We start from the raw sequence: 11,908 nt of genomic DNA, 5'->3' as shown, positions 1-11,908 counted from the left end.
TGAAAAGCCCCGTCAGCGGACCGCGAGCAGGTGCTCCATCGCGAGCTGGTCGAGGCGTTCGAAGGCCATGGAGCGGCCGGCGGCCGCCGCCACGTCGAACTCCTCGTACGCGGTGCGGTCCGCGCGCAGTGCGGCGAGGCCGTCGGCGGCGGTGGGCTGCGCGAGTTCGTCCAGGCGGGAGTCGCGCAGGGCCTGCTGGACCTCGGGGTCGGCGCGGAAGGCGGCGGCCCGCTCGCGCAGGATCAGGTAGTTGCGCATGCAGTTCTTCGCCGACTCCCACACGCCGTCGTAGCCGTCGGTGCGCACGGGCTTGAAGTCGAAGTGGCGGGGGCCCGCGTATCCGGCGGTCTCCAGCAGGTCCACCAGCCAGAAGGCCTGCCGCAGGTCGCCGGCGCCGAAGCGCAGGTCCTGGTCGTACTTGATGCCGTTCTGGCCGTTGAGGTCGAGGTGGAAGAGCTTGCCCGCCCACAGGACCTGGGCGATGCCGTGCGGGAAGTTCAGCCCGGCCATCTGCTCGTGGCCGACCTCCGGGTTCACGCCGAACAGCTCGGGCTTCTCCAGCCGCTCGATGAAGGCCAGCGCGTGGCCGACGGTGGGCAGCAGGATGTCGCCGCGCGGCTCGTTGGGCTTGGGCTCGATGGCGAACCGCAGCCCGTAGCCCTGCTCGGTGACGTACTCGGCGAGCAGGTCGAAGGCTTCCTTCATGCGGTCCAGGGCGTTGCGGACGTCCTTGGCGCCGCCGGACTCGGCGCCTTCCCGGCCGCCCCACGCCACGTACGTCTCGGCGCCCAGCTCGGCCGCGAGGTCGATGTTGCGCATGGTCTTGCGGAGCGCGTAGCGGCGTACGTCGCGGTCGTTGGCGGTGAAGCCGCCGTCCTTGAAGACCGGCTGCGTGAACAGGTTGGTGGTCGCCATCGGGACCTTCATGCCGGTGGCGTCCAGCGCGGCGCGGAACCGCTTGACGATCGCGTCGCGCTCGGCGTCCGCGGTCCCGAAGGGGATCAGGTCGTCGTCGTGGAAGGTCACGCCGTACGCGCCCAGCTCGGCCAGCCGCTCGACCGACTCGACCGGGTCCAGCGGGGCTCGGGTGGCCACGCCGAAGGGGTCGGTGCCGGTCCAGCCGACGGTCCACAGGCCGAAGGTGAACCGGTCCTCGGGGGTGGGGGTGTAGCTCATGGGGCACCTCTCTTGCGTCGCACCTATTAGTAAAGGCAGAAAACAAATTAGTATGCGGCGCAGTCGCGGGGGAAGCCCCCACGGCGGACCGACCGGCAAATCCGTCAAGGAGGAAACGTGCGCGGACAGCAGCGCGTGGTCATCGGGGTGGACAGCTCGACCCAGTCGGCCAAGGCCGTCGTCGTCGACGTCGAGACCGGCCGCATCCGGGGGCAGGGACGCGCCCCGCACGCCGTCACCGGCACCGAAGGAGCCCGGGAGAGCGACCCGGAGGCGTGGTGGAGCGCGCTCGGCGCGGCCGTCGCCGCCGGGCTGAAGGAGTCCGGAGCCGAGCCGTCCGCCGTCGCCGGCATCGCCGTCGCGGGCCAGCAGCACGGGCTCGTCGTCCTGGACACGGCCGGGCGGCCGCTGCGCCCCGCGCTGCTGTGGAACGACACCCGCTCGGCGCCGCAGGCCGCGGCCCTCACCGAGGCCCTCGGCGGCCCCGCCGCCTGGCTCGCCCGTACGGGATCGGAGCCGGTCGCCTCCATGACCGCCACCAAGTGGCAGTGGCTGCGGGAACACGAACCGGCCACCGCCGACGCCGCGGCCGCCGTCCGGCTGCCGCACGACTTCCTCACCGAACGCCTCGCCGGTACGGCCGCGACCGACCCCGGCGACGCCTCGGGCACGCTCTGGTACGCCACCACGACCGGCGCCTACGACCCGGAACTCCTCGATCTCGTCGGCATGGACGCGACGCTGCTGCCCGAGGTCGCGCCGACCGGCGCCACCCGCGTCGGGGCGCTCACCCCGGCCGCCGCCGAGGCACTCGGCCTGCCCGCCGGGATCGCCGTCGCGGCGGGCACCGGCGACAACATGGCCGCCGCCGTCGGCCTCGGCCTGGGCGGCGCCGGCCTGCTCGACCACCCCGTGGTCAGCCTCGGCACCTCCGGCACCGTCTTCGCCGCCAGCCGTACCCGGCCAGCAGCGCCCGGTATCGCCGGGTTCGCGGCAGCGGACGGCACATACCTCCCGCTCGGCTGCACCCTGAACTGCACACTCGCCGTCGACAAGGTCGCGGCCCTGCTCGGACTGGACCGCGAGGACGCCGAGCCGGGCGGCGCCGCCGTCCTCCTGCCGTTCCTGGATGGCGAACGCACCCCCGACCTCCCGCACGCCTCCGGGCTGCTCACCGGCATCCGGCACGACACCACCCCGCGGCAGCTGCTCGGCGCGGCGTACGAAGGCGCCGCCTTCACCGTGCTGCGCGCGCTGGACGAACTGCTGCGCGCCTGTGGTCTGGACCCCGCGGCACCCGAGGTGCGGAGCCGTCCGCTGCGGCTGACCGGCGGCGGCGCGCAGGGCCGGGTCTGGCGGGACACCGTACGGCGGCTCTCCGGCCGCCCGCTGATCGTGCCGCACCACACCGAACTGGTCGCGCTCGGCGCCGCCGCGCTGGCCGCCGGCGCCGCGACCGGGGACGATCCCGTGGCGGTCGCCGCCGGCTGGGGCACGGGCGAGGGCGAACCACTGCCGCCGCTGCCGCGCGATCAGGCGGCGTGGGACCGCATCGCCGACGTACTGGACCGGGCGACGCCGACGCTGCTGAGCTGAGCGGCGGGCGCCCGGCCGGGTGACGGCACAGGCCCTGAGCCGGGCGGTGGGGGCGCGGACCCGGAGAGCGGCCGGTCAGGCCACCGCGTCCCCGAATTCCCGCACCGCCTCGTCCACGATGCTCTGGAGCTGGGAGTGGTGTGCCCCGCGCCAGTACACCCGGCCGCAGGCGGTGCACTGCGCGAACACGTCGTACGTGCGCCGGGTGCCGTGCTCCAGCCGCTCGCGCACCGACTCCTTGTCCGCGTCCTTCAGCTCGCCGTTGCACGCCGTGCAGCGCGTCCACGGGGCCAGCCGGGGCGCGAACCGGCCGAGGACGTCGCGGAGTTGCTCGGCGGGCCGGTCGCTGTAGACCAGCGCTCCGGCCCAGATCTCCCGGCGCCGCAGCAGTCCGCGGTCGCGGGAGAGCAGGACGCGGCGCTGCGCGGCGGAGCGGGAGGCCAGCTCCGGGTCGCCGATGTCCTCGCTCTCGTACGCCGCGTCCACGCCCAGCAGCCGCAACCGCCGCGCGAGCGTGCCGAGATGGACGTCGAGCAGGAAGCGCAGCGGCGCGCCGGGCACCCGCTGCGGGCGGCGGACCGTCAGTACCTCGACGCTCTCCTTCTCCCGCGGTACGTGCGAGACCGGCTGCTCGCGGCCGTCGACGAGCACCGCGCCGACCTCCGTGAGCGGTACGCCGAGCGATTCGACGATGTGGCCGAGCGTGGACGACCCGTCGGTACGGAAGGCGGTGGGGCCGCCGCGTCGGCCGGCAGCGGCAAGAACCTGCAGCTCTGGGGCGAAACTGATGGTGATCTCCGGACCGTTCACCCCCACAGCATGCCATTACGGAGCGGCGTCGGACCGGGGATTTTCCGCCGTGCCGACGACGCGCGCGTACTGCGCGGCCGGCCCCTCCAGCAGCGCCTGTCCATGGTCCGGAAGTGGTTGGAGGGGGAGGGGCCGGTCACGCCGAGGACGGCCGTGAGGTGCCGGGTGGAGAGGGCCTGGAGGGGACGGCGGAGGCGGACCTTGCACGGTGCGTGTCCGGACGGTCGCGGAGCACCCCTTTTCAGTGGCGTTACGGCGGAGTAGGGTGCGAAAAACTTGCACCGCTAGTTTATGGGTAGCGAACGCGTCGTACACAGCGTCGTACACGGCGAACAGGAGCATCCGCACATGACCACCCTGTCCCTGGCCACCGTCCTCGCCGAGGCCGCCCGCCGCCGCCCCGGCCACCTCGCGCTCGTCGAGGGCGAGCGGCGGCTCACGTTCGGGGAGCTGTGGCGGCAGGCCAGGACCCAGGCGGCGGCGCTCGGCAAGCTGGGCGTACGGCCCGGCGACAAGGTCGCCCTGATGGCGCCCAACACCGCCGAATTCCCGCGCGCCTACTACGCGATCCTCGCCGCGGGCGCCGTCGTGGTCCCCGTGCACCTGCTGCTCTCCGCGGGCGAGGTGGCGCACGTGCTCCGCGACAGCGGCGCGAAACTGCTGCTCTGCCACGCCGACCAGGCGGCGACCGGCGGCGAGGCCGCGGCGGCCACGGACGCGCGGATGGTCACCATCGGGCCCGAGGTCCGGGTGCCCGGCGCGGACGGCCGCCTGGAGGATCTCGCCGAGACCGTCGAGCCGCTGCCGACGTACGTCACCCGCGAGGCCGAGGACCCGGCCGTGGTCTTCTACACCAGCGGTACGACGGGCGTCCCCAAGGGCGCCGTCCTCACCCACCTCAGCCTCGTCATGAACGCGACCACCAACGCCTTCGACTCGCACGAGGTCCAGCCGGACGACATCACCCTCGGCGCGCTGCCGCTGTACCACGCCTTCGGACAGACGGCGAGCATGAACTCCACCTGGCGGCGCGGCGCCACGCTCGTCCTCCAGCCGCGCTTCGACGCCGCGGCGGCGCTGGACCTGATGGTGCGCGAGAACGTCAACACCTTCCAGGGCGTGCCGACCATGTACGTACGCCTCCTGGAGGCCGCGGGCGAGGCGGCCGCACTGCCCCGGCTGGAACGCTGCGTCTCGGGCGGCGCCTCGCTGCCCGTACCGGTGCTGGAGAAGTTCACCGAGGTCTTCGACGCCGAGGTGTACGAGGGGTACGGGCTCTCCGAGACCTCGCCGACCGCGGCCGTCAACCAGCCGGCCTTCGGCACCCGCGCGGGCACCGTCGGCCACGCCGTCTGGGGCGTGGACGTCGAGATCGCCGCGCCCGAACCGGCCGACCGCGTCGAGCTGTTGCCCGCCGGGGAGCTGGGCGAGGTCGTCGTCCGCGGCCACAACGTCTTCGCCGGTTACCTCGGACGGCCCGAGGAGACCGCGGCGGCCCTGGTGGGTGGGGGTACCCCCGCCAGTGAGGGCGTAGCCGGCGGGGGAGGGTGGTTCCGCACCGGTGACCTCGGCACCAAGGACGAGGACGGGTTCCTGCGCATCGTCGACCGCAAGAAGGACCTGATCATCCGCGGCGGGTTCAACGTCTACCCGCGCGAGGTCGAGGAGGCGCTGCTGCGCCACCCGGGCATCGCCGAGGCCGCGGTGATCGGCCTGCCGCACCCGACCCACGGCGAGGAGGTCTGCGCCGTCGTCATCCGCGACCGGCACGCGGACCCGGCGCCCACCGCCGCGGAGATCATCGACTGGTCCAGGGAGCGGCTGGCCAAGTACAAGTACCCGCGCCGCGTCGAGTTCGTCGACGCCTACCCGCTGGGCCCCAGCCACAAGGTCCTCAAGCGCGAGCTGCGCGCACGGTTCGCGGACGGGGCTGCGTAGCGGCCGTCAGCGGTGGCCGCCGAAGTCGGGCGCGCGGCGCTCGCGGAACGCCGCGACGCCCTCCACCGGGTCCGGGCCGGTGAGGTCGAGGGCCGCGGCGAGCCACTCCTGGTCGAGGTAGTCGCGCAGCGAGGGCGAGTTGCCGGCCGCGGTCAGCATCCGCTTGGTGAGCATCAGGGCGTCGGGCGCCCCGGCGGCCAGCCGCACCGCCAGCTCCAGCGATTCCTTCAGCGCGGCGCCGTCCGGCACCACCCGGTTGACCAGCCCCATCGCCTCCGCCCTGGCGGCCGGCAGCCGCTCGCCCAGCATCGTCAGCTCCGCGGCGCGCCGGGTGCCGACCGCCTGGGCCAGGAACCACGCGCAGCCGCCGTCCGGCACGAGGCCGCGCTCCACGAACGGCGAGGCGAAGAAGGCGCTTTCGCCGGCCACGGTCATGTCGCAGGCCAGCGCGTAGGACCAGCCGATGCCGACCGCCGCGCCCTCCACCGCCGCGAGCACCGGTTTGGGCAGCCGGTGCAGCCGGTCGACCGTGCCCTGCAGCAGCCCCAGTCGCTTGGCCGGGCCCGCGACGCCACGGCCCGCCATCCGGGGCGCCTTGAGGTCGGCGCCCGCGCAGAAGTGGCCGCCGGTGCCGGTGAGGACGACGGCCCGGATCCCGTCGTCGTCCGCCGCCCGTACCGCGTCCTCCAGGCCGCGGACCGCGCCGTTGCCCAGCGCGTTGCGGCGGGCCGGACCGTCCAGGGTGATCTGCAGCACGCCCGGTGCGGGAGTGGTGGTGTGCACCTGGGTCTCGGGCGTCCCGCTCACGTCGCTCACTCGGCTCCTCCGGCTCCTCGGCGCGTCACCACGCTAGAGCGCGCTGATCAGCGACGTCCACCCTTGCGACAGAGAAAGATGCATTCGGCAGGTACCGCTTGGTATGCGTCGGTCGCGTGTCCGGCCGGACTTCCGGCGTCCGTACCGTGACAATGGCCGGGGCACGGACGGTGGCGGACGGCGGCGGAGAGCGAGGCGGGGACATGCGGGTGGGGCTGCTACGAGCGGTGGGCGCGGCGACGGCACTGTACGGCGTGGCCGTGACAGTCGTGCCCGACCTGCTCGCCCGCCCTTCGGGGCTGGCGGACGCGAACGGCCGGGTGGCCGAGGCGACCCGGGTCTCGCTGCGGCCGCTCGCCTGGCGGGACGCGGCGAGCGGCGCGGCTCTGGCCCTCGTGCCCGAAGGCCCGGCGCTGCGCACGGCGGCGCTCGTCCGGATCGCCGCCGACTTCGGGGACGCGGTCCTGCTCGGTGTCACGCTCCCGGACCGGTCGGCGCGCCGCAAGGCCGTCGCGGTGTCGGTCGGCTGGGGCGCCCTGTCGCTGGCCGGCCTCCTCGCGCCCGACAGGCGGCGCAAGGGGACACCCGGCCCTTAGGGGGTCCAGCGCCCCTCGGCGGCGTCCCATCGCCACAGCACCGTGACGCCGTCCCGCGCGCCCATCACGTGCCATGCGTCGCCGATCCACTGGATGCACGGGGTGGGCTCGGCCGCGAGGTACGGGGACGGGGCGCTCTGCAGGGCGAAGAGCTGGGGGAGCGCCTCGGCCGGCACCTCGACCGGGATCACCACGTGCCACCCGTGCTCGTTGCGCAGGTCGATCGGACCGTCCGACTCGCTCCGGAGGTCGCCCGTGCGCCGCCCCGACTCGCGCCGCAGGAACCGGCGCACGGCCGCTCTCGTGCCCTCGTCGACAGCGCCCGCCAGCCGGTTGCCGAAGTGCGCGGCGACGGCCTGCAGGAACGGCGTCACGGCCATGGTCACCGCGACGGTGGTCAGCATGTCCCCCATGCCGCCCGGCGGCGGATACCCGTAGGTCTCGGTCGCCGACTGCTGCGGTGCCGGCTGCGGGCCGCCCGGCCGGGCGTACCCGTCGTGCTCTTCCGTCTCCCCCATCACGCCTCCCTCAGGCGCCCGTCCAGCCACGCCTTCGCGAGAGGTTAGCCCGCTTCGGTCTTCACCGCCTCGGTTTCCGGCTGCTTCCCGAGCACGCTGTGGCGCCGCCCGTACCCGAAGTAGAGCGCCAGGCCGACCGCCAGCCAGACCAGGAAGCCGATCCAGGTGAAGACCTGGAGGTTGAGCATCAGGTACAGGCAGCACAGGAGCGAGACCAGCGGGATGACCGGCACCCAGGGCGTACGGAAGGCCCGGGGCAGGTCGGGCGCGGTGCGCCGGAGGATCAGGACGCTCGCGGAGACCGCGCCGAAGGCGAAGAGCGTGCCGATGTTGACCATCTCGGCGAGCAGGTCGAACTTCAGGAACGCGGCCAGGCACGCCATGAGGACGCCCAGCACCCACAGGTTGATCTTCGGCGTGCCGTGCTTCGGGTCGACCTTGCACAGGGCCTTCGGCAGCAGTCCGTCGCGGGCCATCGCGAAGACGACCCGGCTCTGGGAGCGGAAGCAGATCAGGCTCACGGCGGTCAGGCCGACCACCGCGCCCACGCTGATGACGGTGGCGAAGCCCGGGTGCCCCTTCGCCGTGAAGGCGTCCGCGAGCGGCGCCTGCACCGACAGCTCGGAGTAGTGCTGCATGCCGGTGACCACCAGGCACACCGCGACGTAGAGCACGGTGACGATGACCAGCGAGGCGATGATGCCGATCGGCAGGTCGCGCTGCGGCTTGCGGGTCTCCTCGGCGGTGGTGGCGACCATGTCGAAGCCGATGTAGGCGAAGAAGACCAGGGCTGCGGCGCTCAGGATGCCGGACACGCCGAACGCGGTCGGGGTGATGCCGGTCAGCACCTGCAGCAGCGGGGCCTGGAGCCCGGCGACCTTGCCGGTCGGCTCGGCGTCGGGCACGAAGGGATGGTAGTTCGCGGTGTCGACGAGGAACGCGCCCGCGACGATCACCAGCAGCACGATGGCCAGCTTGACCGCGACGAGTACGTTCGTGACGCCCTTGGAGAGCTTGCCGCCCGCGATGAGCACGCCGGTCAGCACGAGGATGAGGAGCGCGGCCGGCAGGTTCATCACCGAGCCGTCGCCGCCGCTCACGGCGGCCGGCAGGTGCAGGCCGATGCCGTGCAGCATCGAGTTCAGATAGCCGGACCAGCCGACCGCGACCACCGAGGTGGCCAGCATCAGCTCCAGGCTCAGGGCCCAGCCGATGATCCAGGCGGGCAGCTCGCCGAGCGAGGTGTAGGAGTAGGAGTACGCGGACCCGGCGACCGGCACCGAGGACGCGAATTCGGCGTAGCACAGCGCCGCGCAGCCGCAGACCGCGGCGGCGACGATGAAGGAGAGCGCGACGGCCGGACCCGCCATGTTCCGGGCCACCGTGCCGGTCAGTACGAAGATTCCGGTGCCGAGAATGACACCTACCCCGAGGATGGTGAGATCCAGCGCGGAAAGATCACGGCGCAGGCGTTGTTCGCCTTCTCCGCGAGCCTCCTTCATTGCGAGCTCAAGGGGCTTTTTTCGTAGCAGACTCACGGTGTGTTTCCGAACTCTCTGGGTGACGCAGGAACGAACGTACGCGGCCCCCGCGGGAGGAGTGTCGGACAGCCGCCCACGTCAGCGCAACGCGACACCCTCGTGTCTCACATGGTGATACGGGTGTCCCGGCCATGTTTTCCGGTGATTCCGCCGCTCGCTTTTGCCAACGCTTTTACCGGCGGCCTTACATGACCGTCCCGATGTGCCAGGGCACGAACTCTTCCTCGCCGTATTCCATCGACTCGCTCCTGGTGGGTTCGCCGGACGCGACCGACAGCACCCGGTCGAAAATTCTCCGGCCCACTTCTTCGACGGTGGCCGAGCCGTCGACGACGGTACCGGCGTTGATGTCCATGTCATCGGTCATGTGTGCATACAGCGGGGTGTTCGTCGCGAGTTTCAGGCTCGGTACGGGGGCGCAGCCGAAGGCCGAGCCGCGGCCCGTCGTGAAGCAGACGACCTGGGCGCCGCCGGCCACGATGCCGGTCACCGAGACCGGGTCGTAGCCGGGGGTGTCCATGAGGACGAAGCCCTTGCCGGTGACCGGCGCCGCGTAGTCGACCACGTCGGTGAGCGCGGTGGTGCCGCCCTTGGCGACGGCGCCGAGCGACTTCTCCAGGATGGTGGTGAGGCCGCCGGCCTTGTTGCCGGGGGAGGGGTTGTTGTCCATCGAGCCGCCGTTCCGCGCGGTGTACTCGCGCCACCACGCGATCCGCGCCAGCAGCTTCTCGCCGACCTCCTTGGAGACCGCGCGGCGTACGAGCAGCTGCTCCGCACCGTAGATCTCCGGGGTCTCGCCGACGACGCCGGTGCCGCCGTGCCGGACCAGCCGGTCCACCGCGTTGCCGAGCGCCGGATTGGCGGTGATGCCGGACCAGGAGTCGGAGCCGCCGCAGTTCGTGCCGAGGATCAGCTCGCTCGCCGGCACGGTCGTCCGGCGGGCGCGGTCGGCGGCCGGCAGCATGGCGGTCAGCCGCTCGACGCCGGCCGCCACGGTCTTCCTCGTACCGCCCAGCTCCTGGATCGTGCTCGCGAGGACCGGCAGGTCGGAGCGGAGCGGCAGCCCGTCGGTCAGCGCCTCGACCTGGTTGTCCTCGCAGCCGAGCCCGAGGAGGAGGAAGCCGGCGAAGTTGGGGTGCGTCAGGTAGCCGCGCATCACGCGCCGCAGCACCTCGATGCCCTCGCCGTCGGCCGCCAGCCCGCAGCCCTGCCCGTGGGTGAGGGCCACGACGCCGTCGACGTGGGCGTAGTCGTCGAGGACGCCGGAGTGCCGCAGCCGCGCGGCGATCTGCTTGGCGGCGGTGGCCGAGCAGTTGACGCTGGTGAGGATGCCCAGGTAGTTGCGGGTGCCGACCGAGCCGTCGGCGCGTACGTACCCCTGGAAGGTGGCCCGCTCGGACTCCGGCAGCAGCTCTGCCGGCCGGGCGTCCACGGCGAACTCGTAGCCGCGTTCGAAATCCCGGTACTCCAGGTTGTGCAGGTGGACGTGGTCGCCGGGTGCGATGTCCGCCGCGGCGAAGCCGATGATCTGTCCGTACCGCAGGACCGGCGCGCCCCGGCGGACGGCGCGCAGCGCGATCTTGTGTCCGCGGGGGACGTCGGCCCGGAGCGGCACGGCGAGGCCGTCCGCGTCGGCCGTACTGCCTGCCGGAAGGTCGGCGGCCGCGACCGCGACGTCGTCCCGGGGGTGGAGGCGGAGGGCGCGGGCGGCGGCGGGCGGGGCCATGAGCACCTCGATACGTGGACGGAACGGAGCGGCCGGACAGTCGGGTGTTCGAGATATCGATCAGCGGTTGATATCCGGAGCACGCTAGAACCGCGGCCGGGGGGTGTCAATGAGGCCTCCCCGTCGGCTCGCCGACGCCCTCGCGCCTGACTGCCCCTCAGAGCGGCCCTGCTTCCCGCTCATTGACGCCGCTCAGAAGGCGGCTTTACGCTCCCGCTCAACAGGTCGGACAACGTTCGAGATATCGAACGTGAGCAGAGAGGCTCCCATGCTGACGACGCCCCTGAGCGGTGTGATCCCGGTCGTCCCGACGGTCTTCGACGACGACGAGGAGCTGGACCTCGCCGGGCTGGCCCGGGTCGTCGACTACCTCATCGACGGCGGCGCCGACGCGCTGTGCGTCCTGGCCAACTACTCCGAGCAGTTCTCGCTGACGGACGAGGAGCGGGACCAGGTCTGCCGCACCGTCCTCGAACACACCGCGGGACGCATCCCCACGGTCGTGACCGCCAGCCACTACAGCGCCCGCGTCGCCGCCCACCGCAGCAGGGAAGCGCAGGCCATGGGTGCCGACATGATCATGCTGATGCCGCCGTTCTTCGGCGCCACCATGGCGGTCCCCGAGGCGGCCCTGACCGACTGGTTCACCACCGTGGCCGCCGCCACCGACCTCCCGCTCATGGTCCAGGACGCCCCGATGTCCACCACCCCGCTCCCCGTCGGCGTCCTCGTCCACCTGATCAAGGAGGTGCCGCAGCTGCGGTACGCCAAGATCGAGACGCCCGGCGCCGCCGACAAGCTCCGTACCCTCATCGCCGCGGTCGGCGACCAGCTGGAAGGCCCGTTCGACGGCGAGGAGGCCGTCACCCTCATACCGGACCTGGACGCCGGCGCGGTCGGCACCATGTCCAGCTCGACGGTGCCCGACCGGCTCGGCCGGATCGTGCGCCGGTACCACGCGGGGGACCGGGAGGGCGCCGTCGAGGACTGGGAGGCGCTGCTGCCGCTGATCCACTACGAGAACCGCCAGTGCGGGCTGCGCGCGCAGAAGATCCTCCTCGCCGAGGGCGGTGTCATCGCCTCCGAGCGCACCCGCGCCCCGTTCGGCCCGGTCCCGCCCGAGACCCGCGAAGGCCTCCTCGAACTGGCCCGCCGCCACGACCCGTTGGTGCTGCGCTGGGCGAGCTGAGC

Annotated in this window: 10 protein-coding genes; 4 read left to right on the top strand and 6 right to left on the bottom strand. The window is 72.8% G+C overall.

Annotated elements, in window-relative coordinates:
- Positions 1 to 12 precede the first annotated feature (12 nt).
- Positions 13 to 1,176 carry a xylose isomerase gene (xylA, locus tag AAC944_RS07340; RefSeq protein ID WP_030610591.1) on the bottom strand — a complete coding sequence of 388 codons (1,164 nt, stop codon included), beginning with the start codon at positions 1,174 to 1,176 and terminating at the stop codon, positions 13 to 15.
- Between the two features lie 117 nt (positions 1,177 to 1,293).
- Here xylA and xylB point away from each other — a divergent pair, with 117 nt between their 5' ends.
- On the top strand, positions 1,294 to 2,772 hold the full coding sequence (xylB, locus tag AAC944_RS07335; protein ID WP_030610594.1) for a xylulokinase: 1,479 nt from the start codon (positions 1,294 to 1,296) through the stop codon (positions 2,770 to 2,772).
- A gap of 75 nt (positions 2,773 to 2,847) precedes the next feature.
- Here the strand turns inward: xylB and AAC944_RS07330 are convergent, their stop codons facing one another.
- Positions 2,848 to 3,582: a Mut7-C RNAse domain-containing protein gene (locus AAC944_RS07330; protein WP_030610598.1), complete on the bottom strand. Its 735-nt coding sequence runs from the start codon at positions 3,580 to 3,582 to the stop codon at positions 2,848 to 2,850.
- A gap of 348 nt (positions 3,583 to 3,930) precedes the next feature.
- Between AAC944_RS07330 and AAC944_RS07320 the strand changes: the two genes are divergently transcribed.
- Positions 3,931 to 5,520 (top strand): long-chain-fatty-acid--CoA ligase, encoded by a 1,590-nt coding sequence (locus tag AAC944_RS07320; RefSeq protein ID WP_030610601.1) that lies wholly within the window; start codon positions 3,931 to 3,933, stop codon positions 5,518 to 5,520.
- A 6-nt stretch (positions 5,521 to 5,526) separates the two neighbouring features.
- Here AAC944_RS07320 and AAC944_RS07315 read toward each other — a convergent pair whose 3' ends face one another.
- Positions 5,527 to 6,336 carry an enoyl-CoA hydratase/isomerase family protein gene (locus AAC944_RS07315; protein ID WP_196942848.1) on the bottom strand — a complete coding sequence of 270 codons (810 nt, stop codon included), beginning with the start codon at positions 6,334 to 6,336 and terminating at the stop codon, positions 5,527 to 5,529.
- Between the two features lie 203 nt (positions 6,337 to 6,539).
- Here AAC944_RS07315 and AAC944_RS07310 point away from each other — a divergent pair, with 203 nt between their 5' ends.
- Entirely contained in the window at positions 6,540 to 6,932 is a 393-nt protein-coding gene (locus AAC944_RS07310; protein WP_030610607.1) for a hypothetical protein, read from the top strand.
- Here AAC944_RS07310 and AAC944_RS07305 read toward each other — a convergent pair.
- From AAC944_RS07305 to AAC944_RS07295, 3 genes are all read right to left on the bottom strand, one after another.
- Positions 6,929 to 7,450 (bottom strand): hypothetical protein, encoded by a 522-nt coding sequence (locus AAC944_RS07305; protein ID WP_030610610.1) that lies wholly within the window; start codon positions 7,448 to 7,450, stop codon positions 6,929 to 6,931. The genes AAC944_RS07310 and AAC944_RS07305 overlap by 4 nt on opposite strands.
- A 44-nt stretch (positions 7,451 to 7,494) precedes the next feature.
- Entirely contained in the window at positions 7,495 to 8,952 is a 1,458-nt protein-coding gene (locus AAC944_RS07300; protein WP_051871516.1) for an amino acid permease, read from the bottom strand.
- A 223-nt stretch (positions 8,953 to 9,175) separates the two neighbouring features.
- Positions 9,176 to 10,717, bottom strand: a complete 1,542-nt coding sequence (locus tag AAC944_RS07295; protein WP_030610615.1) for a UxaA family hydrolase — start codon at positions 10,715 to 10,717, stop codon at positions 9,176 to 9,178.
- A 268-nt stretch (positions 10,718 to 10,985) separates the two neighbouring features.
- Between AAC944_RS07295 and AAC944_RS07290 the strand changes: the two genes are divergently transcribed.
- Positions 10,986 to 11,906 carry a dihydrodipicolinate synthase family protein gene (locus AAC944_RS07290; RefSeq protein WP_030610618.1) on the top strand — a complete coding sequence of 307 codons (921 nt, stop codon included), beginning with the start codon at positions 10,986 to 10,988 and terminating at the stop codon, positions 11,904 to 11,906.
- Positions 11,907 to 11,908 lie beyond the last annotated feature (2 nt).

Origin of the sequence: Streptomyces sclerotialus (assembly GCF_040907265.1) — a bacterium.
GTDB classification, from domain to species: domain Bacteria; phylum Actinomycetota; class Actinomycetes; order Streptomycetales; family Streptomycetaceae; genus Streptomyces; species Streptomyces sclerotialus.
This window is presented reverse-complemented; position numbering and strand designations above follow the sequence as displayed.